This window comes from Serratia proteamaculans (genome assembly GCF_946227095.1).
GTDB lineage: Bacteria > Pseudomonadota > Gammaproteobacteria > Enterobacterales > Enterobacteriaceae > Serratia > Serratia proteamaculans_E.
The window spans coordinates 369,082-394,132 of sequence record NZ_CAMISV010000004.1 but is presented as its reverse complement, the minus strand read 5'-3'; the positions used below and the strand labels follow the sequence as shown (position 1 = coordinate 394,132).

Genomic DNA, 25,051 nt, shown 5'->3' with positions numbered 1-25,051 from the left:
AGCATCACGAAGCAATGCTGTAGCCATTGCGACCCAGCTCCTTGGCGCGGTACAGAGCCTGATCGGCTGCTGCCAGCAGTTGTTCACGGCTCTGTCCCGGTTGCCATTGCGCAACACCCTGGCTCACCGTTACCCATTGTGCCACCTCTGAATCCGCATGCGGCATCGCCAGACCGGCGAGCAACCCTTCTATCCTCTTTGCCACCTGAGCTGCTTCACGCGCTTCGGATTTTGGCAGCAAGATAATAAATTCCTCACCGCCATAGCGGGCCACCAGATCCTGCGAACGCCGGGTGGCGCTCTCCAGACAGGCCGCCAGGCGGATCAGACACTCATCCCCCTGCTGATGGCCATAGTGGTCGTTGTACTTTTTGAAAAAATCGACGTCCAGCAGGATCAGGGAAAACGGCGCCTGCAAGATAGATTCCCGCAACAGAACCGCATCAAAGTAGGTGTCGAAGTAGCGCCGATTAGCGATGCCGGTCAGCGGATCGCGGTGTGCCAGCTTGCTTAGGCGTTCAATCAACCGTTTGTTTTCCTGCTCACGCTCAATTGCCAGTTGGAACCATTGCTCCAGCCGGCTCTGTGCCGAATAAATCAGAAACAGCATCAGCGCATAAGAGATCAGGTTCACCAGCGAAAAAGCGCTGTGGATAAAGATATTTTCGGCAATCGCTACCAGCAGCACTGGAATGCTGAACAGGAAAAACAGCCGTGGGGACAGATAAAAGGCGATCAGAGAAGAAAACAGCAGGCCGAGTGTTAACGGGTAAAGCAGATTAATACTGTCGCTGACAATCAGATGGTGAAAAACGCCGCACCAACACAGAGCCAACAGCAGAGTGCAAACCACCGCACCACGCCAGGACGCCAATTTTCCTCGGGTAGCCAACTGACGGATCGCGACAAAAGACAGGGCCGACAGCAATACCACACCACAGATCGCCGGTGCACCACGTAACAGGGAACTCAACGAGCGCTCACCGAACGTTTGAGCACGCTGAAGCAGCAGATAGAGCGCCAGCAGCACATTAACCAATAAGAACCAGTTAAAATTCCTCAGCGTTGAACGTCTTTTCTCTCGGCCGACCCACTCGAGATTACCCTCTTCTTTCATCATCTTATTCCGGCACCCGTGGCTTTTACCTAAAAGGTAGTGCCACCACACAGCTTTGTCATCCTGGGCCGGGATGATTTAAAAGCGGCCCCGATGGGGCCACCCAAATCTATTGCTTGATCATATAGCCGAAGATGCGTTTCCAGCCGTGATCTTTTTTCTCGATATATACACCCTGCAGCTCCGGTGAGAACCCAGGCAACCGGTTTATCCCGTCCTCCAGTGCCAGGAAGTAACGCTGCACCGCCCCGCCCCACACTTCTCCCGGCACCACGCACAGCACGCCCGGAGGGTATGGTAGTGCGCCTTCCGCCGCAATGCGCCCTTCCGCCTGACCAATCGGCACCAGTTCGACGTTGTCGCGAATAAACTCCACGTTGGCGTCCTGTGGGTTCATCATCACCTGCGGGAAATGACGCTGACGGAACATCTCTTTCTGCAGCTGTTTGACGTCAAAGCTGACGTACAGATCGTGCATTTCCTGGCAAAGCTGGCGCAGGGTATAGCCGCGATAACGCTGTTCATTCTTGCGATACACCGTTGGCAGCACCACGCTCAACGGCGCGTCTTCTTCCACATAACGTTCGAACTGCACCAGCATCTCCACCAACTGTTCCATCTTGGCCGGGTTTTCCGCCGGGGTCAGCAGGAACAGGATCGAGTTGAGGTCGCATTTTTCCGGCACGATGCCGTTCTCACGCAGGAAGTTGGCCAGAATGGTAGCCGGCACGCCAAACTCGGTGTACTGGCCGGTGGCCGCGTCTATGCCCGGGGTGGTCAGCAGCAGTTTGCACGGATCGACCAGATACTGGCCCTGCGCGTAGCCTTCAAAACCGTGCCATTTCTCCCCCGGCACAAAATCGAAGAAGCGCGCGTCGTTGGCGATCAGATCGGTGTCGTAATCCTGCCAGTTTTTACCCGCCACCTGCAGCGGAACAAACGGCCTGAGCTGCGAGCAGCGTTCCAGCAGTTGCTTGCGCGTCTCGATGCCCAGCTTCACACAGTCCATCCACATGCGACGCCCGGCAGCCCCGGCATGCATCTTGGCATTAACGTCCAGCGCGGCAAACAGCGGGTAGAACGGGCTGGTCGAGGCATGCAGCATGAAAGCATTGTTGAGGTGCTTGTGATTGCAGTGGCGCTTTTGGCCCTTGATGTGGTCGTCTTTCTTGTGGATCTGCGAGGTCTGCGAGAAACCGGCCTGCTGCTTGTGTACCGACTGGGTAACAAAGATGCCCGGATCCAGTTCATCCAGCTCCAGCAACAGCGGCGAGCACTCTTTCAGCATCGGGATAAAACCTTCATAACCCACCCAGGCCGAGTCAAACAGGATGTAGTCACACAGGTGGCCGATGGTGTCGATCACCTGGCGGGCGTTATAGATGGTGCCGTCGTAAGTACCCAGCTGAATGATCGCCAGGCGGAACGGACGTGCCGCATCGGCTCTCTCCGGTGCCACTTCACGGATTTGTTCGCGCAGGTAACGCTCATCAAAACAGCGTGAATCAATGCCGCCGATAAAACCAAACGGGTTACGCGCGGTTTCCAGATACACCGGGGTCGCCCCGGCCTGGATCAGCGCACCGTGGTGGTTGGACTTATGGTTGTTGCGATCGAACAACACCAGGTCACCACGGGTCAGCAGCGCGTTGGTCACCACCTTATTGGCGGCCGAGGTGCCGTTGAGCACGAAATAGGTTTTATCGGCGTTGAATACCCGTGCCGCGTGCTTTTGCGCATCCTTGGCCGAGCCTTCGTGGATCAACAAATCGCCCAGCTTAACGTCGGCGTTGCACATGTCAGAACGAAAAAGCGTTTCACCGTAGAACTCAAAAAACTTCCTGCCGGCCGGATGCTTGCGGAAGAACTCCCCACCCTGGTGGCCCGGGCAGGCAAAGGTTGAGTTTTCCATTTCCACATAGGTTTTCAGCGTTTTGAAAAACGGCGGCAGCAGCGCCTGTTCGTAGGCATCGGCGGCGGCCTCCAGCTGCGCCATATAGAACGCCTTGCTGGCCCCTTCCAGTGCAAAAACGCCGCTGATCAAGGGCAGGTAGTCCGGGGAGAGATGCTCGTCCCCCGCCACCGCCACAAAGGTCGGGATCTCGAACCCGGTCGCTTTGAGCTGCGCCAGGATACCGGCTTTAACGTCGTCAACCGACACCACTAACGCGGCCACATCGGTATAGTCCGTTTGCTCTACGCGAACGATTTGGCGCAGCGTTTCAATGGTGGCGACCAAACTGGCGCTGGTGGCTATTTTCAATTCTTTCATTGTGCTCAGTCTCAAACGGTTAAGGATGAGGGTGTGCCACGGGGCACGGTGATGAGATAACAAAGGTTATCCCGGCAAATTGATGTCCGACGTTGCAGCATAAAGCGCAAACGTGACCGGCTGACTCTCCTAAGATTATCAGGTCACTATCGGGGACTGGTATCGGCAGCGTCCGATAGACATCAGTAAAAGCAGAGCCGCAGCTCTATTTTTAATAATGCCTAACAGCGAGCATCAGATAGCCTTACCGCATGGCAGGCTGGGTGTTTTTGATGGACTGCGTTCGGGAAAGGTAACGGCGGAATGACGGCATCATTTGATGTCTGGTGCGCAGTGACGCTTGAGTAACAAAACCAGTCATGCCTGCAACCCTCTGACTTAAATGAGCACCAACGCCGTTAGGGGACGTAGCTTGCTAAAATTTGCGCAATGATTGCATGTTTTTTTATGAGGTTCAAGTAACAATTATGCTGATTTAATGACGAAGGAGCTCCACATAACCCATTGTTAAATATCAATTAAAAATAAATACCAGAAAAAACAAAATGGTATAAATAGACGGATTTTTTGCATATTTATTGCCATACAACACAACTGACTCTCGCCTGCCCCACCGGCCATTGCATGAAAATAGAGCAACCGATCGGCTTTGTGACAGAAAGCGATTGACGATTTCCGGCCAATAGGGTTAAATGCGCCCCGTTGCCCGGATAGCTCAGTCGGTAGAGCAGGGGATTGAAAATCCCCGTGTCCTTGGTTCGATTCCGAGTCCGGGCACCAAATTCATATCAACGGACCTCCATGGAGGTCCGTTTTTCGTTTGTATTCTCGCTAGAATCAACACACCCTTACTGCTCCAACTCAACTGAATTCAACCCAATTCTACCCGCATCAACCTCCTTGTGCGGGTACAAATGAGGGTATAGTCCGATTCGATAATTCCTGCACCCTCAAATCCTTTAGGAAACCAGCTATGGCACTGACTGACGCCAAGATCCGGGCAGCTAAACCAGACGACAAACCCTATAAACTTGCAGACAGTGGCAACATGTTTTTACTTGTGCACCCTAAACGTAGCGTGACGCCGCAGTTTGGTGCTCGTCTGGGTACAGAAGAGCTATCGACTCCACTTCCTGGCCGACCGTGCCGGCATTAGCGGGACCTTCAGCGATGCGCAACGACGTGATGTAGGTAATGCCTTCCCACAGTTCATCAATCACCTGGAACTGATGTTGCTCTCCGGTGAGCTCAATCCCCGCCATCAGCACTGTGTCACGCTGTATTGCGATGGTTTGACCTGTGAAGCTGATAGTCTGGGGTCACACGGTTATGTGTATCTCGCCATTTATCCCACTCCCTCAACAACAACTGCATAAATCTTCGCCTTTTATATCTGTCGTTTTTCCCCACCTTCACTTAGCTAACGACGAGATAACCAACATGCAGACGTTACCTGTCACCTCTAAATGGGCGGATCAGTCCTGCCCGCCACCGGTTGCCGTCTGGCAATCCTTACTCACTTACCTGCTGGCGCAACACTATGGCCTGACGCTTAACGATACCGCATTCTGCGATGAGGCAGTGATTCGGGAGCATATTGATACCGGTATTTCGCTGGCCGATACGCTGAATGGCATCGTGGAAAAGTCTAACCTGGTGCGCACCGATCGTCGGGGGTTTTCTTGCCGGGAGCAATCGCCTTTCGTGGCGACAATCGACATCCTTCGCGCTCGTAGGGCCTGTGGTCTGATGACCCGGCGCGGTTAAGGGGAGGCAGATTGGTGCGAGCTTGAAGGGGCTGATTCCGGCCAACAAAAAGCGCAGCGTTGCCGCTGCGCCTTATCTGGTAGAGTCTGGAAGCTTACATCTGCGAGAAGATATTCATGATGACGCCACCGCCGATGATCAGCGCCATGGCGAATATGGCAGGGAGATCCGGTTTCTGCTTGTAGAGCAGCATGGAAACGAAGGTCACGCCGACGATGCCAAAGCCGCACCACAGCGAGTAGGCGACGCCCACCGGGATAAACCCCATCGCCTTGGTCAGGGCGAAATAGCACAGGCAGTAAGCGCTAATCACCAGCACCGAAGGCCCCAGCTTTTTAAAGTTGTTGGTTTTTTTGATCATCGAGGTCCCGGTGATTTCCGAACCAATCGACAGAGCCAGCCACAAGAAGCCAATATTAAACATAGTTGATACCCTTATTCTTCGGAGGAGCCCATTTTGGAGAAGAGGTTCATGATCACGATGCCGCTGGCAATCACGATCATGCCGATAATGGCTGGCATATCAGGGTGTTGGCCGTAAAAGACCATGCTCAGGCTTGAGACCAGTAAAATTCCGGTGCCTGACCAGGTGGCGTAAGCCAGGCCGACAGGGATATATTTCACCGCATTGGATAACGAGTAATAACAAACGCAATATAACACTACGATCAAGCCGAGTAATAACGTCTTGGTGCTACCTTCGCTGTTATCAAACATTTTTAAGGTAGAGGTGGCCGAGGTCTCGGAGAAGATGACCAATAACATCCATACCCATGCTTTTGCCTTGGTAGACATAGAGTTTGCTCCTGATAAATAAGTATTGATATAAAGTGAAATTTTGAAGCTTGGTTATTTCTTTCCTCGGCTATATTCCAATGCCAAATCGGTCAGCTTGGCTCCCGGTGGTGAACGACCATTGAGCCGCTTGAGTTCGCTAAGCGTTACGTAGGCCTGCGTCGGTGCCGCCAACGGCTCCGTGGCTGCGGGCTGGGCCGATAACATCCGATCCAACGTACAGAGCTCAATACCTTGTGCCGCCAGCTTTGGCAGATAATCTGCCTGAGTGGCGTTTTCCCCTGCGCGGCTCAAGCCTTTCAGCTGATTTAATTCGCTGTTCTGGTTGCAGTTATAATCCAGTGCCATAATTGGCCTGCCGCTCATCCGGGCCAGATGAATAAACCGGGCAGCGTCAGACTGAAATAAACCGTTGGCCACTTCTGCCGCCGTCGCGAAATCGAGAAAGGGAATTAATATCCGCTCAATATTATCCAGCGCGCCGGTTTGACTGATTTCCGCCAGCGAAGTTATTGCCCCTAGTTGGCTCCAATCTGTTTCTGCGTGAAACTGCCGAGCATTATCGCTAAACAGGATCACCGGCGAGAACGCCTGGCAGTGTCGCAAGCGCGCGCGGATAATTTCGTGGTAACCATCTGCTGCGGTTAACAGTACCAACGCCCGTGGCCGCATCCGTGAGAGCACTTCACTGACCAACTTATCGATGATTTCACGCTGCATCATAATTGCCGCCTTAGGGAACGATAACCACGTTGTCACCTGAAGCTAGCCCGGCGGCGTTGGCTTCATCGGTATCAATGTGCAGCTCCAGAGCAAAACTGGCTTTGATCCGCACGATGACTTCGTCGAAGATCAGTCCACGCACGCCTGCCGCTTTCACTCTCACCTTCTGCCCGTTCTGCACGCCCAACCTGGCGGCATCCTGCGGGTTCATATGGATATGGCGCTGGGCACAAATCACCTGTGAATGCAGCGAAACATAGCCCGCCGGGCCAGCCAGCATGGCGTCACCGGAGGCGTTCAGATTGCCGGATTCGCGTACCGGTGCCTTCAGCCCCAGGGTAAAGCAGTCCGCCTTGGAGATTTCCAACTGAGTGCAATCACGTGCTGGCCCCAGCACCCGCACCTTGGAGAGCGAGCCTTTCGGGCCGACGATCATCACACACTCTTTGGCGGCGAACTGCCCAGGCTGGCGTAGCTCTTTGCATGGCGTCAGCTGATAACCGGCACCAAACAGCGTTTCAATATCCTGCTGCGACAGATGGACATGCCGGTTTGAAACCCCAACCGGGATGGCGATGCCGGTGGGAGAAGAATAGTTCTCTACCAGGTTATGGCGGATCCTTTCCAGTAACGACTCATTAAACATACTGTTATTCCTACCCGATCTCAGAAGCTGTACGGTTATTTAGACTCTTTCTTGCCGCCGGTGCGTGCGGGTTTGTTGTCGGCAACAGGGACTTCGACTACCGGCGCTGTGGCCTCTGCCTGCGGGGCGGCCACTTCTGCTACTGGCGCAGGCGTTTCTTGCTGTACTTTGGCCGCTGGCGGCGTAAGCTCCTTGCCTTTCAACCCTGTCAGCAGCGCGACAACCTGTTTTTCCGGACGGGCAATCACCAACTGGCCTTTGATAAACGCCGGTTGTTTGATCACTGCCACACCGCTGTCGATGGCGGTTTTCACCGCGCTGATTTCCCCGGCAAAGAACACGCTAACCAGGCCGGAACCAATCTTCTTGTACCCCAGCACCGTTACCGCAGCGGATTTACAGGCCGCATCGGCCGCGTGGATCGCGGCGGTCAGGCCATAGGTTTCAATCACTCCCAGGCTTAAGTTCATCTCAATCTCCTTAGTGCCTTACCAGGCGGATATCAAAGTCAAAGCGCTGGAAAAAAGCCGCCAGTTGGTCCAGTTCTTCATTGCTGTAACTTGGGTCGTCTTTGACCGGATAGATCATGTCGAGCCGCTGATATTTGTTTTTACCCAGTTGGTGATAAGGTAAAACGTCGATGCGGCTGATATTGCCTTTGCGTGCCAGGGCCATGACATAGTCAATGGCACCGGTGATGGCATCGTAAGAATCGTTATAACCGCGTACCAAAGGCATGCGCACCACGATATGGCTGCCCAGTTCCACCAGGCGCTCCAGGTTTCTTTTTACGCCTTCGTTGCCGACGCCAAACAACGCTTTATGCCGTGCGCTATCGATATGCTTGATATCGAACAGGAACATATCGGTGCAGGTTGCCAGCTTTTCATAATTGGCTAAGGTGGTGGTGCCATTGGTTTCGATGGCGGTGTTGATCATCTGTTTTTTGCATTCGGTCAGCAGCGCGGTCGCAAAGTCGGTTTGCAGGCTCAGTTCGCCACCGCCCAGGGTGACGCCACCGCCGGAGGTATGATAGAAATCAACGTCCTGCAGGATGATATCCATCAACTCCTGCACCGTGACGTCCTTGCCCATGATGTCCAGCGCGCCAGAGATGCAGACCTCTTCGCACTTGCGGCAACCGATGCAGTCTATGTTGCGATCGAGATGGTGCTTGAGATCGCCTTGTGCATTCTGGATCTGGGAGTGGATCCCCACCGGGCAGACGCTGACACATTGCCCACAGTCAACGCACTTATCATGTGAATACATCACCTGGAAATTGCTGGTGAGCCCCTCGGGGTTGGCGCACCAGGCGCAGAGGATGTTACAACCTTTGAAAAAAATCAGGGTGCGAATACCGTCTCCGTCATAGATCGAGTATTTCTGGATATTGAATATCCGACCCTTTTTCTCCAGCGTGTTATTCATACTATTTTCCCCTTTCTTCGAAGGCTGATGGGATAAGACATCCCTGTCTTATCCAAGGCTAAAGTCAGAACTTCTCAATGACCGTACGGCTAATAATCTCGTCCTGAACTTCTTTGCACAGCTCAACGAAGTAGGCGCTGTAACCGGCCACACGGACGATCAGGTCGCGATATTTCTCTGGCTCCACCTGCGCCTGTTTCAGCACTTCGTTATCCACGTAGCTGAACTGCATCTGGCCGTTGCCAAGAATGGACGCGGTACGCAGCAGGGTGATCAGCCCGTTCTTGCCTTCCGGGGTATCGAGCAGCCCTTTGAGGAACTTGAAGTTGTGCACCATGCCGATGTTCATGGTTTCCACGTTCATCTTGCTGACGGACTTGATGATGGCGGTTGGGCCCTGTTTGTCCGCGCCCTGCGTCGGGCTGATCCCGTCGGAGAGTGGCATCCAGGCCAGGCGGCCGTTTGGCGTTGCGGCGGTCAGTTCACCGATCGGCGTGTTGTTGGAAATCGACAGGGTGCCGTGGCTCAGCGTGGAGTAGAGCATCTTGTACTTGCGGCACTCGCGCTCGGTCCACTCGGTGATGTCCAGCGCGTACTGATCGACCGTGTCATCGTCGTTGCCGTACTTCGGCGCGTTCAGACAGTCGCGGCGCAGCTGTTCAAAGCCTTCAAAGTTGGCCAGCAGCGCGTCACGGATCTGCTCCAGGGTGTATTTGCCATCCTGATACACCAGCTTGCGGATCGCGGCCATGGAGTCGACATAGGTCGCCAGGCCGGAGAAGATCAGTCCTGGGCCGTGGTTGATCACCGCGCCACCGGCGGCCACGTCTTTACCCTGTTCCATACAGCCTTCCACCAGCAGCGACATCAGTGGTTTTGGTGCCACGTCGCGGTGGACACGCTGGCTGATGACGGTGCCGATAGCCGACAGTTTGACGATGTGCGCGATCTGCGCCTTCACCGCGTTGTCGAACTCTTCATAGGTTTTCAGGCTACTCAACTCACCGGTATCCAGCCCTTGATAGCTGTCGAACAGCACCATGCGGCCACGGTTGAGCACGAACTCGATGGCGATCGGCCACTGGGTATAACCGGTAGAGGTCCACTGATAGATGCGGCCGGATTTTTGCGGCTCTACGCAGCCCATCAGGCAGTAGTCGCGCGCATCTTCAAAGTCGAAGCCCTTGCGCAGCATCATCTTGATGTGGGAATCATCAAAGTGGCAGGCAGGGAAGCCCATACCCGCTTTCACCACGTCGACGATCTTCTCCATGTACTTCTGCGGTGACTGGTTATGGATACGGCAGGCCAGAGACGGCTGGTACACTTTGACGAAGCGCACGGCGTCCATGATCAGATAGGTCAGGTCGTTACAGGCATCGCCGCCGCTGCGTTTCTGCCCGCCGATGGTCAGGTTGATAAACGGCTGGTAACCGGCGAAGTACTTGGCGCCCAGTTCGCTGGACATCCACATCAGTTCGGCACACTTGATGATGAAGGCCTGCAACAGTTCCAACGCCTGTTCCTGCGTCAGGCGGCCAGATTCGATATCGGCCTGATACATTGGGTAGCAATACTGATCCAGACGGCCCAGCGACAGTCCGGTCTGGTTTTCTTCCACTTCAAACAGTGACTCCACCGTCCAGATGCTTTGCAGCGCTTCTTGCAGGGTCTTCGGTGGGTTGGCAGGGACGTTCTCGTTGGTTTCTGCGATGGTCAGCAGCTCGGCACGGCGTGCCGGATCTTGCTCAACGGCAGCCAGTTCACGGGCCTTGTCAGCGATACGTTTGGCGTAGGCCACCACGCCGTCACAGGTTTCAATGGCCGCTTTGTAGAAGTAGATCTTGTCGATATCCGCCGGGTTTTCCATGCTCAGCGCCGCGAGGTGCTGCTGGGCATCGGCCTTGATGCCGTTCATCCCTTTGGTGAACAGCAGGATGTCGTAGCCTGGGCAGGTGTCGCCGCCGCCGTTAATCTGGTGGTAAGAGAGGTCGCTGACAAAGGTTTCGCCGCTGATGGCCCAAACGCCTGCTTCGCGGTACTGCGCTTCACAGATCTCATCCAGAGAACGGCCTTCCCAGAACGGTACGATCTCTTCGCGGATTGTCTTCTTGTCGGCCTCGGAGATAACGAACGGATCCTGAGGACGGGTGCCCATGGTGTCCAGCTCGTCACGTACCCAGCGCCAGGCGATATCCGGTGAGAACGCCCCGGCACGCGGTTTGCCGCACGGATGGCCGACGATCAGCTCATCTTGCTGGATCAGGATCGGCGCGGTTTCACAGGCGGCGCGGAAAGACTTGGCGCGCAGCAGAATGGTTGGCAGACCTGGGTTGTTTTTTGCCATCTCGGTGAAGGTGATGGCGCGATAGATAGAAACGCTAGGGCGAGCATCGAGATAGTTATCACGCAGGCGTTGCAGGCGCGGCGTTAGCCCTTCCATCAGTTTGTGCGTTGCCACGTCTTGCGCAGAGGCCGCTACGAACGGGGCCGATGGCGTACTGTACTGCGGGTGAGCACCTGCCTGGCCAGCAAACAGTTTTACCTGCAGGTTGCTGTTGAGTGTCATCAGGTTGCTACGGGCTGCCAGCAACATGGCGGACAGATCGTTGATCACCAATGCCGGATCGTCGAGGCGCACGCCGTGCAGCATGGCGTCAAACATTGGGTAGCCATCCAGCTCACGTGGTGCGCGCACTTCGGAAAGCTCACACAGTTTCAGCCACAGGCACTCGACGATTTCATAAGCCTGCTCCGGCGTCAGTACGCCACGGGTGATGTCTTGCTGATAGAAGCTGTACAGCAGTTTGTCGAAGCCGCCTGGGTAAACCGCGTAGCTGCCGTTTTCCAGATGCAGCGCCAGTTGGAAGAAGTAGAACGACTGGCAAGCCTCTTTAAAGCTGCTGGCCCCGTAAGCCGGGACTCTTTTCAGCATGGCGGCCGCTTCTTGCAGCTCCGCCTTGCGGTACGGATGGTTTTCTACAGCAGCCATGTTTTCGGCTTTGCTAGCCAGTTTCTGCGCCAGATGCATCGCTGCATTGCAGGCGTAGATCATGGCGCGGCATTGGTTGACTTCGTCCAGCCCAGAACGGCTGACGGCGCTGCCAATGCTTCTGGCTCGGTCTTCCATTTCGGCTTCGATGGCGAACAGCCCTTTGGCGATCACCACCAGATAGTCCGGTGAGGTCTGGCCAAACGCGGTGAAGGCCGAAGGACTGCGCAGTTCACTTTCGCTGTGGAACACGGCGGCACGCGGGGTGGAGGATTGGCTGCCGATGATCAGCTCATCGGGGCCGATGTAGCCGGGCAGTTGCTTGACCAGCTCATTGAACAGCTTGGCATTCTTGACCAACTGCGGCATGCCGGCCACATCGCCACCCAGCGTTTCCAGAATGGCGGCACGTTCGGTGCTAATGGTGCTGTTTTGGGATAAGAGTCTTTCTGCCAGCAGTTTTACGCGTGGCGTCAGTGAATAATGGGCCATGTTCAAATCTCTCCTGATGTCCTGCGGCTTTCACACAAATTGGCAAAATCCGTTGACTGTAATGAGTGCGTTATTGAAGCTGTACCGGGCCGCCGCTGTAGGCGAGGCGGAACAGTTTCTCCAAATCTGCCGCGTTAACGTCACGCGGGTTGGTTGGCGTACAGCTGTCGTGCAACGCCTGCGTGGCCAGTTCGCCAAGGCAAACCTGGAAGCGGTGTTCCTCTACCCCTGCGGCTTGCAGATTGGCCGGTAGCTGCATTTCCTGTTTCAGCGTTTCGATCGCCACCAGCAGGCTATTGACGCCATCACGAACTGAGGTGCTTGGCAGCCCCAACAGGCGCGCCAGGGCGGCATATTTGTGCGCGGCCGGGGTGTCGCAGTTGCCGTCAACGTCGGCATTGAAGGCGACCACCGATGTCATCAGCAGCGCATTGGCCTGGCCATGCGGGATACCAAACATGCCGCCGAGGGCGTGCGCCAGGCTGTGGGTAATGCCCAACGATGCGTTGGTGAACGCCATCCCGGCCATGCATGAAGCGTTATGCATTTTTTCCCGCGCAGGCAGATTGCTGCCCTGTTGGTAGCAGGTCAGCAGGTGGCCGAATACCATCTGCACCACTTTTTCGGCCATCGCATCGCTGAAGTCGCTGGCCTTGCGGGAGACGTATGCCTCCAGGGCGTGGCACAGCACATCCATCCCGGTATCGGCGGTAATGCTGGCCGGTACCGACTTCACTAACTGAGGATCGAGGATGGCGATGTCGGGCAGCATGAACTCGTCCACCAACACCAGCTTTTGGCTACGGGACTTGATCACCGAGAAGCTGGTGACTTCGGAACCGGTGCCGCTGGTGGTGGGGATGGCGACAAAACAGGGCTTGCTACGGCCGCTGTCTTTACGGCAATGCCACAGCGCATACATCACCGCCTTGGCGGCATCGATGACCGAGCCGCCACCCAAGGCAATCACCAGGTCCGGGTAGTCGTCATCCATCAGCTTCATGCCGCTGACGATGGCGGAAATATCCGGGTCTGAGGCCACCTGGTCATACTGACGACAGCGGATCTGCTGCTGTTGGAGCAGGCTGGTCACCCGCACGGCCAAGCCAAACTTCACCATCGCCTGATCGGTGACCAAAAACGCCGAGCGTCCAGGCAAGCTGCTCAGCGCGAGCAGCGCATCCTCACCGAAATGGATTTTTGGCTTAATCAGAAACTCATTCATGCCTACTTCCTCTTAACGCTCCCGGTGAACCTTCTCGACAATGGCAACGATCGACATGGCCTTGTAGCGGTCTTTACTCAGTGCGAAATACTCTTCCACCAACACCAGATCGTTTTCACCGGCACCGACGCTGTCGACGGCAACGTAGGTGCGATCTTTAATGGCTTCCAGGTCGTCACCCAGAGCTGTGACTAGCAGCAGGTTACTGCCGCGTAGTTCGTCACTTTTCTGCGTGGCCACCACATGGCCGGTTACCTTTGCGAGGATCATGTTTTCACCCTTGGTTGATGTGTTACCGGGACAGGCGTCCAAGCACTTCCGTAATGATCCGTTCGACATTCTCTTCGGTGATGTCATTGGCTGCGGCGTTAACCACTGCACAGGTGACCGCCCCGAAACGATCGTCGCCCTGGGCATACAGCGGTGCCGGTGCGGCCTGTGGGGCTACCGCCGTCGTTGGAGCTGCAAAGCGGTTATCGTCGAAGATGCTGGTGCTATGGCTGGTTGGCGCACTGCACGTTTGAGCTGCTGGTTGTGGTTGGCGCAGATCCTCGATGCTACGAACGCCATAGCCAACCTTACGTACGTTCAGCAGGTTCATTGGGCCGACGTTGTCCGAGCTGGAGCCGCCACCAACGGCACCGCAACCGAGCGTTAACGCAGGTATAAGATTCGTGGTTGCGCCAATGCCTCCAAGCGCGGCGGGCGTATTGATCAGGATGCGGTGCACTGGTTTTTGCAGCGCAAACTCGCGGATCACCTGCTGGTTCTGGGTGTGGATGACCAGCGTATGCCCCAGACCTTCGTTGGTGAGTAGTTCCACCACGCGGTCACAGGCGCTCATCCAGTCTTCTTCGATGTACAGCCCCAGCACCGGGCAGAGTTTTTCACGGGCGTAAGGATTTTTACGCGAGACGCTGTTTTGCAACGAAATCAGCACTCTGGTGGTCGCAGGTACGCAGAACCCGGCGTGCTCGCTGAGGTAGATGGCGGTTTTGCCCACCACTTCAGGATTAATCATGCCATTCGGGCGTAACAGGATATTGGCCAGGCGGGCAGACTCATCGTCGTTCATGAAGTAGCAGCCCTGGGCAAGCAACTCGCGGTGTACGTCCTGATAGATGCACTTTTCCACGATGATCGACTGCTCAGAGGCGCAGATCACACCATTATCGAAGGTCTTGCTAGTGATGATGTCCTTCACCGCCTGCTGGATATTGGCGCTGCGTTCGATAAACGCCGGGCCGTTGCCTGGGCCACCGCTGATTGTTGGTGTGCCGGAGCTATAGGCTGCACGAACCATACCTTCGCCGCCGGTAGCCAGGATCAGCGCGACGTCTTTGCTGTGCATCAGGGCTTTGGTGGCTTCCAGCGTCAGTTGGGTCAGGCCGTCAACGATACCCGCTGGAGCACCGGCCTGGAGCGCGGCCTGCTTGACGATCTCAATCGCCCGCTGGCTGCACTGGCGCGCATTAGGGTGCGGGGAGAAAATAATGGCGTTCCCGGCCTTCAGCGCGATCAGCGTTTTATAGAAAATGGTTGAGGTTGGGTTGGTGGACGGCACCAGGGCGGTAATAACCCCTAACGGGACGCCCACGTCCATGACTTTATTCTGCTGATCGTGACGAATAATACCGACGGTTTTTAAATCTTTAATATGCTCAAAAACTTTTTCAGAGGCGAAAATGTTTTTTAACACCTTGTCCTGCCAATTGCCGAAGCCGGTTTCTTCATGGGCCATCTTCGCCAATTCTTCGGCATGCCTGGCCGCTTCGCTGGCAATATTTTTAATAATGCCGTCGATCTTTTCCTGTGAATATTTGGCAAACAGCAACTGTGCCTGTTTGGCATTTCTAATCAGTGTGCGAGCCTGCTGAATGGATTGTAAATCCGGATCTAATGTGGTCATTAGTCTATTCCCCTGAATAGGAGTTTAATTTTTTACTTGCTGCAATCGGGTAGAGTACTTATCTGCCACCGCCGGTAATCAGGCTGAATTACGCCTTATGCTGTGAGGCGATTTTCTCAATATCATTATGTGGACGTGCAATAACCCGTGATGAAATCACTTCGCCAATTCGGCTAGCTGCTTCAATACCGGATTCCACTGCCGCATTAACGGCACCCACGTCGCCTTTCACCATTACGGTGACCAAGCCGGAGCCGACGTTTTCATAGCCAATCAGTTCAATATTGGCGGCCTTACACATGGCATCGGCAGCTTCGATTGCTGGCACCAACCCTTTGGTTTCGATCAATCCGAGTGCATCTTTCATCAGTGAATTCCTTGTTATTCGGTGATTTTGTACTGCGAGATGATTTTCTGGATATCGTTATGCGGGCGGGCAATTACCAGTGAGGTAACCACTTCACCAACGCGTTTGGCCGATTCGATACCGGAATCTACCGCCGCCTTGACCGCGCCAACGTCGCCTTTCACCATCGCGGTAACCAGGCCGGAACCGACGTTCTCATAGCCGATCAGCTCCACGTTGGCCGCTTTGCACATCGCATCGGCGGCTTCAATACAGGCCACCAGCCCTTTGGTTTCAATCAATCCTAATGCGTCACCCATGATCCGTTCTCCTCAGAAGCGTCGTTACGCTTTGTGCTTAATCACGATTTTGTTGATGTCGTTGTGTGGGCGGGCGATAACCAGTGAAGTCACTACTTCACCCACGCGTTGTGCGGATTCCACGCCGGAATCGACGGCAGCTTTTACCGCACCGACGTCACCTTTCACCATGGCGGTGACCAGGCCGGAACCGACGTTTTCATAGCCGATCAGTTCGACGTTGGCCGCCTTGCACATGGCATCCGCCGCTTCAATACAGGCCACCAACCCTTTGGTTTCGATTAAGCCTAATGCATCACCCATTGTTGTTTCCTCCACAAAGCCGGTTTATGAGTTGTCATCTGCTGTGCCGTTCGGCCATGAGGGGATCAAGGTTTCCGACGGCTAAGGGCACTATACCCCTCCGGTGGTTATTCAAAATATAAATTCATTAATCGATATATATTTAGTTTTTTGCTCTGTAAATAAGCGTCGATTTATCCTTTATTTATCTGTTTACTCTGATAATCAGCCCGATAATAGCTCTGCTCCCTGGCAAGAAATGGCGGGTTTTGGCATTCACTTAAAGGCGGAAAACAATGTTAAATCTATGGTATTTAAATGAGTTTTTTAGGTAGCGGAGGGGCTTGCAGACTGTGGAATAGCGCAGGTTTTTGCGGTGGCTATTTGGGGGGGGTTCACGTGCTACATATTGACCGGCGTTGTTACTGATAGCACCGTACTGGCTCCCTCTCCTTTTTGGGGAGAGGGTTGGGGTGAGGGGAAATAGCGATCGCCGAATAACCGACAGGCATTATGACTATCAGGGGTGTTTTTAGGGGATTGTAAGGGCTAATGAGGCAGGCCAGAGGCTTATGACAAGAGGGAACAGGTTTTTGCTGGGGAGCGGGTGTTACTCTAACTGGCTGCCGGGTTTCAACGCGCAGATAAACAGTGGGGAGTTGATCGAACTGAGTAACACGGTGTCGGCATTGATTTTCTCCATCGCCAATTGTAGGCCGTAGTGGCTGTCTGACATTTCCCGCATAAAGTAATCAAAGATCACGTCGGGAGATTGATCGATAGAGGACTTGCTGGAGACCCAGCGGTTGATCTGATAATAGCGGGCGCCGGGGGAAACACGCTTGCTGGTATAATCAAACTGTACGTAGCGTTGTAAATAAAGCCAGCCTGCCTCCGAGTCTGAATATCCCTCCACCACGATGGAACCTTTACCTTTGGCATTAAAATTAAAGTGAATATTGACGTTAACGGATTCGGTAACGGTATCTTCAAAGTGCATAATGGCTTTGGTTGAACAATTTAAAACATCATCACGCTGGATAACATTATGCTTAACGGTGATAAATAGTGAGACCAGTAGCAATATGATAGAGACGGCAAACAGCCCTCTCCCCCAGACCATTGTTTTCATAATTTATTTCCATGAATAATAAAAATAGTTATCGCAGTAGCTGAATGTATTATCTTGATGTTTGGCGCAGTGTGCGAGAAACGTCCGGCCTAACCCGTTGGATTGCAGCTTATCACCATAAAAGAACAGAAAACGTTCGTCTTTATCATACTTTATGTTCTTTTTTTCTTTGACGGCAATAAAGTTTTTCAGGTAATTCTCGCGCATTCTTGGATTTATCATGGTGTCGGTGGATAACACCTCAATGGGTTCCTGCGCGACGGGGGTGAAGGTGAGAGGAGTAAGGCTGCCGTTGTTACTCCACGACCAGCCGATCAGCACGATGGCCAACAGCGATATCATTGCCCCGGCATAACCCCAGTAGCGATCGTTGTTGGTGGTGGCCGCCGATACCAGTGCTGACTCTGGAGCTACCTCGGCAGAGGGTTCCTGTTCGCTGGTATGTATTACCGGATGCAACAAGGAGTCATCGATTACCTCGATCGTCAGCTCTGGATTTATTTCCAACCTGCCACGGGCCACGGTGACGATCACGTTCTCAATGCCATAACGGCGGAAGGCTTTGCGCAGGATGCTCAGGTACTGATTCAGGTTGCTGTTGGAGGACATCAGCCCGTTGTCGTCCCAGACCCGCTGCATCACCGTATCGCGGCTGATCACGCCAGGATGCTGGATCATGAAGAACAGCAGGGCGTTGGCAGTGATGGTGAGCTGGCTATCTGACTTGCCGCCATCGTCCAGCTTTAGCGAACCTTCGGTGGCGTCATAAATAAGAAAGGCATTAATTTTGTATTTCATTATCGCCCCTGGGTGATTGGCTGCCCGCACACCGCGGAGGTTAAAGCTCCTCGAAGGTCATTGCCGCCAGCCTCGTCACCAATGCAAGCCGCTCTTCCGGCGTCATAGTGACTCCTTCCGTAAGTTCAGAAAGCCATAGACCGTCTGCACCATAGCGCACCAAATTACCTACGTAGCTGCGATCCAGTTCATCGGCGTTGGCCAGATGTTGCAGCACCCAGTCCCGCCAGCATTTACGCAACACCATTTCATGCGGCATGGCCAGCGACAGCAGGGCCAATTGACGGCTGGTGTCGGTTTCACTGATGCCTGCCAGGTGCACCAGATAGGCCCGGGAGAAGCGCCCACGTGGGTTATCGTCCACGGCCATCAGCGCCATAATGCCGCGATCCATCACGGCCAGCAGGCGAATAAACAGCGCGTGGATCAGCTCCTGCCTCCCGGGAAAATGGTGCAGCAGCCCGCCCTTGCTGACCCCGGCCTGCTTGGCAACGGCGTTTAGCGACAGCGCGGCAATCCCATCTTTAGCGGCGATGATACTGGCGGCTTCCAGCAGCTGCTCTTGCAGCCGTTCCGGGTCTTTTTTGCGATGCACGTGGGTATTCATGCGGCGATCATACCGACCAGCCGGTATGTCATTTTTGATCGAGGTCAATCCGCTAACCCTAAAGGTCTGACCAATTCTGAATAATGATAGGTAGGTCAAACTATTTTAGTTATTAATCAATTAGGAAAGTTTTTACTAACTTAATCGGGGTTGGGAGTTAACTGGGGCGTTAAGGCTGACAAGTGACTCGGACGGCTTCCTCTCCCTGTGGGAGATCGTCCAGGCTCTTCACGTCCTTAATCCCCATCATCCTGTTGACTACCCAGAACATGCTGTCGTTAAAGTAGCTGAAGAACAGCGCGCCCATGGTGGCGGCCTGCGCGGCAGCGAGCATATTGACGCCGGGCAACTGGCTAACAATGGGAGCTGAGATGGTCCACTACACATCGTGCATTTCGACGCCCACCTGGACTTTGTCGATGAACGCCACGGCGTACGCTATGGCCACGGCAGCCCGTTACGCCGTGCTCCGTGAAGCAGGCATCCCGGTGAAACATGACCTTCCCGGCGTCGGCGAAAATCTGCAGGATCACTCGGAAATCTATATCCAGTACTCCTGTAAAGAACCGGTTTCACTCAATAGCAAGATGGGGTGGTTCAGTAAGGCGTTGATCGGTTTGCGTTGGTTGCTGTTCAAGGATGGTCTGGGGGCAAGCAACCACTTTGAAGCCGGTGGCTTCATCCGTTCCGAAGTGGGGTTACGTTGGCCGGATATCCAGTTCCACTTCTTGCCGGCGGCCATGCGCTACGATGGCGATAAACCGTTCAAAGGCGATGGTTTCATGGTCTTGACCGGGCCGAACAAACCCAAAAGCCGTGGTTACGTGCGCGCTCGTTCTGCCGATCCTTATTCGCACCCGGAGATCCAGTTTAACTACCTGCAAAGCGAGGAAGATCGCGAAGGCTTCCGCCGCTGCGTACGCCTGACACGTGAAATCATCAACCAACCCGCGATGGATCGTTTCCGTGGCGTAGAACTGGCACCGGGCCCCAATATGACGACCGATGAAGAGATTGACGCCTTCGTTCGCGCCAACATGGAAAGCACCATGCATCCTTGCGGTTCCTGCCGTATGGGCGAAGACGATATGGCGGTTGTCGACTCGACGCTGAAAGTCCACGGCCTGCATGGCCTGCGCGTGATTGACTCGTCGGTGTTCCCGACCGAACCAAACGGTAACCTGAACGCCCCCACCATTATGCTGGCCGAACGCGCGTCGGACCTGGTAAGAGGCAAAACATTGCTACCCGAAGCCGATGTATCCGTCGGGTTAGCGGACCACTGGCAAACCCGGCAACGCACCAATAAGCCGCTACGTGCGGTGGATCTATGATCGGGTCATTCTGAATCCAGACCCATTTCTTTTTTCTCTTAACAGCCCAGTGAACACATCACCGGGCTGATTAGACATGAACGCCCAATGATTAGACCTGGGCTCGCGTACTGCTACGCAGCCAGCCATAAAGCTCGGCATTGCGCCGAAAACCCATTTTTCGCATCACGCTCATCTTGTGATTACTGACCGTTTTCACGCTGATCTCCAGCATGTGGGCAATTTGTGTGACGCCCAACTCCCACTTCATACATCTCATGATCTCTTGTTCTCGCAGCGTCAGGATCCTTTGACAGGCGCAAGGGCGTTTATGGCTACGGTTGTCCAATGGCCACAGCCGTTGTCGCTCCAGCCCAGCGATAACCACCTGTAGTACCGCTGAAACAGGCATATCATGATGGATAACCCCAGACTCCAGCACGCACCGGGTGCTGGCAGCCGCAGAGTGCCGCTTATCCGGTTGACGCAGTGCAAAATACAAGGGTTTCCGCCCCGCGGACGGTAACGCATATTGACAAAAACAGCTCAAATTGCCCGGGGAGAAATAGCGAAACACCAAATCTGCCGCATTGGCCTGCTCAATATTCACGATACGCACCAGCACACCGCATGAATTGAAATGCTGTACTAAAACATCCTGTAATCCCTTGATGAAAAAAGTGTTCTTATCAGATAAGGCTATTGTCATTATGGAACTCATGCCGGCTCTCCTGCCTTTATTAAGCCAAACCACTGCTGTATTCGCCCTTAGGGTGTCTGGCTATTGTCGATACGCAACTCGTAAACCATGGTGGCATTCGGCGGTACTTTTGGCGGATAGCCCGCCTCGCCATAGGCAAACTCCGGTGGCACCACCATGGTCAGTGAACCGTGATTGCGAAGATGACCAATCGCTTCCCGGAATAAAGGCGGATACGCAGAGAGCGGTTGCGAGAGGACTTTACCGCTGAGCTCCATATCCTGGATGACGGTGCCATCGGTCAGCCTTTCCTTGACCACCACATCAATCACCGCATCCTTTGCCAACTCGTGGTCACCGGCGTAATCCACCCGGTACCAAAAGCCCATCGCCGATTGTTTAACACCCTTTTGTTTACTGAAACGGGCCAGATAATCCTGATCCTGTTGCACCTGCGCCTTGACCCGTTTTTCTCGTGCGGTGCCAGCGGCGCTATCCGCCTTTTCCATCAGCCCGGCCAGCTCTGCCGGAGGCAACAATAAATGACCGGAAACCGCATCCAGCACGCCAGCCAGCAGGCTATTGCGATCTACCGGCACGCCCCAGCTCTGACGTTCAGCCATTAACCCATCAATATCCCGCCCAAGCGCACTGCCGGCCGCGTAGGACAGCCGAGTCTTTTCATCCTTTAACTGCTCAGCCGTAACTTCCCACTGCTGGCGTTTGCCTAATTCCGTCGCCTCGATCTGCGCTTGCACCAGCTGTTGCTGCTGCCTCGCCAGCTTCTGCTCATAGCCCTGATTCACTTGTTCTGTAGCGGACAATTTCGCCGTCAGGCCGGCTAATTGACTCTCGGCCAGTGCCTGTGCCTCTCTGGCCTGCCGCGTATCCTGTTGGGCTTGCTGCAGTAAAGAGGCCGTTCGTTGCGCATCCGGCGAACCCCGCCAGGCCTGACTCAGCCCCGCCAACCACTGCTGCAAGAGCGACATGTCGGGCGGCACCGGTGACGCACTAACGGGCGGTTTTTCGGCACGCAACGCGGTAATTTCCTGGCGTAACGCATCCAGCTCTGCCTGTTGGCGGGTCAGTTGTTGTTCACTTTCCACCAGCGACCGGCGTAGCGTAAAGGCGGTCGAAGCAGCGGCTTTCGGGGGTTCTGCCTGCCGGGTTATCTGGCGGGGACTGTCGTCTTTCTTTTTCGGCGCAGCCGTTTTCTCGCTATTGCGCGCTTTATCGCTCTCTGGCGTCTCCGGCTTAACATTCTGACGTTGGTATTGTTCGGCAAATTGCAGCAGAGCGGGCACGCCCTCATCTGCCTGTGCCTTACTCACGACCATTAGTGCCGTAAACCCCAAAAAAGCCAGCCGGGACACCCGCATCATTTAACCAACTCCCCGCGTTCGGCCAGGCCCGTCAGCACCGCCTGATTCACCCCGGCACACAGGAAATTCACTTTATAGCGATACAGCGCATCCACGGTCTCCTGGGTATCGCCATTAACCTTGGTTCGCACCCCGGCGTACTGCGAAGCGCCACTCATCAAACTGTCGAAAGCCTGCTTATACTGTTGAAACTGTTTGGCATTGATATTACGCAGTGCGCCCAGTTGCTCCTGGCACTGCTGTAGCCGCTCTGCCTCACGCTGTTTGCGTAAGGTTTCCTCCGATATCTCACTGGTGGCGCTGGTCTTTCCGGCGGCCAGGGGTTTAGTCGACTTCGGGTTTTGGCACGCCGTGGCTCCCATCACCACCAGACACAAGATCCCCACTCGGACACTAAGATTTATATGCTTCACCATCATCTTTCCGGCTTCCTTTTTTAGATGTATTCCTGTCCAGCACGGCCATAGCCAGCCGTGACTACTCGCCCGTTGTTGCCGTTGACCGGCGAAAACGCGGGTCGGCGGGAAACAACAACGCAGCGTCAAAACCATACTTTTCAGCCTCGGCCGTTTGCTGCTGATAACGCAATATGGCAATCAAACTGGCGTACACATTGGCGTCAACTCGCCTCGTCAGATAATGACGAGCCCAGACGGCATAGCGCGAAAGTTCACTGTCGTCTCGCCGGGTGTTGTAGGTCAGTAAGCGATGCGTCTGTGCATCAAAATTGACTCGATCCTGCAGCCCCCATCGCGCAATCGGCGACATCGAGTCCAGGATCTGAATATCACGCAGCCCATTGCGCTCGGCCTGCGTCAGCGAAAGACCCCCGCGGAAAATCGCCACCATCATCACAACCGTCGCCATGCACAACCCGCCAATGCCACAGCGCAGCGGCAACCGTCCCCTAGCGGGGAGAATAATGACGCCGATCTTCCGGCAAGAAAGGCGGTCTGCCATTGCCAGCAACAGCAAGAAAACCATCCAGTGCATGGCTGACAGATAGAAAGGGTATTCAAGTTGGGTATGTACCAACATAGGCAACAGAGCCAGGCATAGCGCGCTGGCCTCACCGGCGTTGACTGCACCACCTGAAAACGCACGGCGGTCATGCCTGATCGCCTGTAAGAGCAATCGCCCGCCGCCCAGGATCAGCAAGCTGATGCCCAGCAACGCGACCAAGCCCCCTTCTACCCACCAGTACAGGAGCTCATTGTGCGGATGACGCGCAATTTCCAGCACCTGCGTGGGCGGCACCTGTTCGATGCGGAAATGCTGAAAAGCGTACTCAAAACTGCCGTATCCCCAGCCGGACAACGGATGCGCAGCGATCATCTTCAGCGTGTCCTGCAGCATCGCCAAACGGGCCTGATTGGACATTTCGTGGGAGATGTAACGCACGCCGCCTGCGCTCTCCGGCCACAGCATGACAACGCCACCCAGCGCCGTACCCAGCAATATCAGCAGAGATGCGCTCAGTAATCCGCGGGCAAAGTGATGGCGGAAACACACCCAAAACCCCAGCACCACCAGCAGGGTTGCCAGCCAGGCAGCGCGCGACTGTATCCAGACCAGCACGGCAGAGAACAGCACCAACAGCAAGGAAAGAGCGATTCGGCGAACGCCCTCCCGGCGTGAAGCAACCAGGGCATAGCCCGGCAACAGCCACTGCATCAACGTCAAAGCCAGCCCGGTGGCGATAAAACTGCCTAACACGTTGGGTTGCTGAAAGATGCCGTAAACCCTGGCCCCTCGCAGCGGCACCCAGCTCCAGGCTGGCAAAAACAGCTGTAACACCGCGATAACGGCCTGACCGGCAACGATGGCCAGCAGTACCACCAGCAACGGTTGGCGCAGACGAAAAGGCAGGCGCACCTGCAACCCACTGCAATAAAAAATCCAGCCGGCCAGCAGAGCCGCAACACGCCATGCCGCGGAGGAAAACCCCGCCGCCGGCCCATAGGCCAGCGGCACAGCTAACAGAACCACGCCCATCGTGAAACACCTGGCGGTCGGCGTGAAAACGATGCCGCGACGACGTGGCTTGCCGCACCAAATCAACAGCACCATCACGGCCATGGCGGCATAAACCAGCGGATTAAAAGGCAGGCTCAACCCAACGCCGCCCATATTGGGGAAGTAACACCACGACACTATCGGCAAGCCGATAAAACAGGCGACTAATCCTTTATTTCTTCGCAACACGTCAACCACACCCTAAAAGCCAATGAAAACCCGCCGGTATCGCTATTCGTATTCCAGGGTAAACGTAGTTACCGCACTGAATGTCCCGCGCCCAATAGACTTGTTTTGGATCGCCTCAGGCTCCCCCTTCACATAAGCCTGCAGGTTGATCATGTTGCTCCCCGCTGACAGCCGGAATTTTTCGCTGGCACTGTTGAGCGGCAATGCTTTGCCCTCTTGAGTTTCCAGCCCGATCCCCACCCCCGATGCACTACTGCCGCCGTCCAGCGCCAACAAGCCGGGCAGCTTGGCGTTTTCCGTACCGCTAAAGGTGATCGAAACCGTATTGCCCAGGCTGAGATCGCATTCGGCCAGATGCAGAGCAAAAGGTTGGCTATGGGTGCGAGTATTCAGATACAGGTATTTGTCGACAATGGTGCCGAAATCGAGCTGTATTTCCTCTTCGCCCGGCGGGATCACGCAGGGTTCCGCCACCAGGGTGCCGTGAAAACGCATATTTTCTTCTGCGGCCGCCGGTTGGCCGATAACCCCCGCCAACATCGCCCCTGCAACCCCCAGCCTAACGGCCCTGCGCCAGTACCTTTCTTTCACGCCCAT

General features: G+C 54.9%; 26 protein-coding genes, 1 tRNA gene and 3 pseudogenes. 6 read left to right on the top strand and 24 right to left on the bottom strand.

The annotated features are described in order from the left end of the window. Positions 1-4 precede the first annotated feature (4 nt). Both OC597_RS10910 and speF read right to left on the bottom strand, forming a co-directional pair. Positions 5-1,120, bottom strand: coding sequence for a GGDEF domain-containing protein (locus OC597_RS10910; protein WP_261285273.1), 1,116 nt, complete (start codon positions 1,118-1,120; stop codon positions 5-7). 106 nt (positions 1,121-1,226) lie between these two features. Continuing rightward, a complete protein-coding gene (gene speF, locus OC597_RS10905; RefSeq protein ID WP_262208681.1) occupies positions 1,227-3,389 on the bottom strand; it encodes an ornithine decarboxylase SpeF in 2,163 nt (720 codons plus the stop codon). Positions 3,390-4,093: 704 nt separating this feature from the next. On the opposite strand from speF, the gene OC597_RS10900 reads away from it, so the two are divergent. From OC597_RS10900 to OC597_RS10885, 4 genes and pseudogenes are all read left to right on the top strand, one after another. After that, positions 4,094-4,169, top strand: a tRNA-Phe gene (locus OC597_RS10900). A gap of 193 nt (positions 4,170-4,362) precedes the next feature. Then, a pseudogene (locus OC597_RS10895) lies at positions 4,363-4,467 on the top strand (tyrosine-type recombinase/integrase); the annotation flags it as partial. After that, positions 4,450-4,765, top strand: a pseudogene (locus OC597_RS10890) (type IV toxin-antitoxin system YeeU family antitoxin). The pseudogenes OC597_RS10895 and OC597_RS10890, both read left to right, overlap by 18 nt. Before the next feature lie 64 nt (positions 4,766-4,829). Further along, the gene (locus OC597_RS10885; RefSeq protein ID WP_262208680.1) at positions 4,830-5,156 is read left to right on the top strand and encodes a TA system toxin CbtA family protein; all 327 of its coding nucleotides are present in this window, start codon (positions 4,830-4,832) and stop codon (positions 5,154-5,156) included. A 94-nt stretch (positions 5,157-5,250) separates the two neighbouring features. Here OC597_RS10885 and OC597_RS10880 read toward each other — a convergent pair whose 3' ends face one another. The 17 genes and pseudogenes from OC597_RS10880 to OC597_RS10800 all read right to left on the bottom strand — a co-directional run. Further along, positions 5,251-5,580: a DMT family transporter gene (locus OC597_RS10880; protein ID WP_021179117.1), complete on the bottom strand. Its 330-nt coding sequence runs from the start codon at positions 5,578-5,580 to the stop codon at positions 5,251-5,253. An 11-nt stretch (positions 5,581-5,591) separates the two neighbouring features. Continuing rightward, the gene (locus tag OC597_RS10875; RefSeq protein ID WP_261285275.1) at positions 5,592-5,951 is read right to left on the bottom strand and encodes a DMT family transporter; all 360 of its coding nucleotides are present in this window, start codon (positions 5,949-5,951) and stop codon (positions 5,592-5,594) included. A 54-nt stretch (positions 5,952-6,005) separates the two neighbouring features. Next, complete coding sequence (locus OC597_RS10870; RefSeq protein WP_261425145.1) at positions 6,006-6,674, bottom strand: hypothetical protein; 669 nt, start codon at positions 6,672-6,674, stop codon at positions 6,006-6,008. Between the two features lie 10 nt (positions 6,675-6,684). Then, positions 6,685-7,320, bottom strand: a complete 636-nt coding sequence (locus tag OC597_RS10865; RefSeq protein ID WP_262208679.1) for a phosphate propanoyltransferase — start codon at positions 7,318-7,320, stop codon at positions 6,685-6,687. A gap of 35 nt (positions 7,321-7,355) precedes the next feature. Beyond that, positions 7,356-7,790 carry a BMC domain-containing protein gene (locus tag OC597_RS10860; protein ID WP_261285277.1) on the bottom strand — a complete coding sequence of 145 codons (435 nt, stop codon included), beginning with the start codon at positions 7,788-7,790 and terminating at the stop codon, positions 7,356-7,358. Between the two features lie 10 nt (positions 7,791-7,800). Continuing rightward, a complete protein-coding gene (gene cutD, locus OC597_RS10855; RefSeq protein ID WP_261285278.1) occupies positions 7,801-8,751 on the bottom strand; it encodes a choline TMA-lyase-activating enzyme in 951 nt (316 codons plus the stop codon). Between the two features lie 64 nt (positions 8,752-8,815). Further along, a complete protein-coding gene (cutC, locus tag OC597_RS10850) occupies positions 8,816-12,235 on the bottom strand; it encodes a choline trimethylamine-lyase (protein ID WP_262208678.1) in 3,420 nt (1,139 codons plus the stop codon). 70 nt (positions 12,236-12,305) lie between these two features. Then, on the bottom strand, positions 12,306-13,460 hold the full coding sequence (locus tag OC597_RS10845) for a 1-propanol dehydrogenase PduQ (protein WP_261285280.1): 1,155 nt from the start codon (positions 13,458-13,460) through the stop codon (positions 12,306-12,308). 12 nt (positions 13,461-13,472) lie between these two features. Continuing rightward, complete coding sequence (locus OC597_RS10840; RefSeq protein WP_021179125.1) at positions 13,473-13,730, bottom strand: EutN/CcmL family microcompartment protein; 258 nt, start codon at positions 13,728-13,730, stop codon at positions 13,473-13,475. A 22-nt stretch (positions 13,731-13,752) separates the two neighbouring features. Next, positions 13,753-15,369: an acetaldehyde dehydrogenase (acetylating) gene (locus tag OC597_RS10835; protein ID WP_262208677.1), complete on the bottom strand. Its 1,617-nt coding sequence runs from the start codon at positions 15,367-15,369 to the stop codon at positions 13,753-13,755. 88 nt (positions 15,370-15,457) lie between these two features. Beyond that, positions 15,458-15,736 (bottom strand): BMC domain-containing protein, encoded by a 279-nt coding sequence (locus OC597_RS10830; RefSeq protein ID WP_021179127.1) that lies wholly within the window; start codon positions 15,734-15,736, stop codon positions 15,458-15,460. A gap of 14 nt (positions 15,737-15,750) precedes the next feature. Beyond that, entirely contained in the window at positions 15,751-16,035 is a 285-nt protein-coding gene (locus OC597_RS10825; RefSeq protein ID WP_021807825.1) for a BMC domain-containing protein, read from the bottom strand. Positions 16,036-16,059: 24 nt separating this feature from the next. Continuing rightward, on the bottom strand, positions 16,060-16,338 hold the full coding sequence (locus OC597_RS10820) for a BMC domain-containing protein (RefSeq protein ID WP_004249182.1): 279 nt from the start codon (positions 16,336-16,338) through the stop codon (positions 16,060-16,062). A 589-nt stretch (positions 16,339-16,927) separates the two neighbouring features. After that, positions 16,928-17,449, bottom strand: a complete 522-nt coding sequence (locus OC597_RS10815; RefSeq protein ID WP_261425140.1) for a FidL-like protein — start codon at positions 17,447-17,449, stop codon at positions 16,928-16,930. A gap of 3 nt (positions 17,450-17,452) precedes the next feature. Continuing rightward, positions 17,453-18,247, bottom strand: a complete 795-nt coding sequence (locus tag OC597_RS10810; protein ID WP_261285283.1) for a winged helix-turn-helix domain-containing protein — start codon at positions 18,245-18,247, stop codon at positions 17,453-17,455. A gap of 40 nt (positions 18,248-18,287) precedes the next feature. After that, the gene (locus tag OC597_RS10805) at positions 18,288-18,854 is read right to left on the bottom strand and encodes a TetR/AcrR family transcriptional regulator (RefSeq protein ID WP_261285284.1); all 567 of its coding nucleotides are present in this window, start codon (positions 18,852-18,854) and stop codon (positions 18,288-18,290) included. Positions 18,855-19,080: 226 nt separating this feature from the next. Beyond that, positions 19,081-19,230 (bottom strand): annotated as a pseudogene (locus OC597_RS10800) (GntT/GntP/DsdX family permease); the annotation flags it as partial. A 12-nt stretch (positions 19,231-19,242) separates the two neighbouring features. Between OC597_RS10800 and OC597_RS10795 the strand changes: the two are divergent. Both OC597_RS10795 and OC597_RS26635 read left to right on the top strand, forming a co-directional pair. Next, a complete protein-coding gene (locus OC597_RS10795) occupies positions 19,243-19,329 on the top strand; it encodes an arginase family protein (RefSeq protein ID WP_262208783.1) in 87 nt (28 codons plus the stop codon). Then, positions 19,295-20,188: a GMC oxidoreductase gene (locus tag OC597_RS26635; protein WP_316044865.1), complete on the top strand. Its 894-nt coding sequence runs from the start codon at positions 19,295-19,297 to the stop codon at positions 20,186-20,188. Before OC597_RS10795 ends, OC597_RS26635 begins: the two co-directional genes overlap by 35 nt. 91 nt (positions 20,189-20,279) lie before the next feature. On the opposite strand, the gene OC597_RS10785 is transcribed toward OC597_RS26635, so the two are convergent. The 5 genes from OC597_RS10785 to OC597_RS10765 are packed head-to-tail and all read right to left on the bottom strand — an operon-like array spanning position 20,280 to position 25,051. Next, positions 20,280-20,876 (bottom strand): response regulator transcription factor, encoded by a 597-nt coding sequence (locus OC597_RS10785; RefSeq protein WP_262208674.1) that lies wholly within the window; start codon positions 20,874-20,876, stop codon positions 20,280-20,282. A gap of 59 nt (positions 20,877-20,935) precedes the next feature. Next, a complete protein-coding gene (locus OC597_RS10780; protein ID WP_261257570.1) occupies positions 20,936-22,204 on the bottom strand; it encodes an FKBP-type peptidyl-prolyl cis-trans isomerase N-terminal domain-containing protein in 1,269 nt (422 codons plus the stop codon). 41 nt (positions 22,205-22,245) lie between these two features. Further along, entirely contained in the window at positions 22,246-22,668 is a 423-nt protein-coding gene (locus OC597_RS10775) for a YuaE family lipoprotein (RefSeq protein ID WP_207977514.1), read from the bottom strand. 58 nt (positions 22,669-22,726) lie between these two features. Beyond that, positions 22,727-24,454 carry a PglL family O-oligosaccharyltransferase gene (locus OC597_RS10770; protein WP_316044864.1) on the bottom strand — a complete coding sequence of 576 codons (1,728 nt, stop codon included), beginning with the start codon at positions 24,452-24,454 and terminating at the stop codon, positions 22,727-22,729. Between the two features lie 42 nt (positions 24,455-24,496). Further along, entirely contained in the window at positions 24,497-25,051 is a 555-nt protein-coding gene (locus tag OC597_RS10765; protein WP_099063353.1) for a fimbrial protein, read from the bottom strand.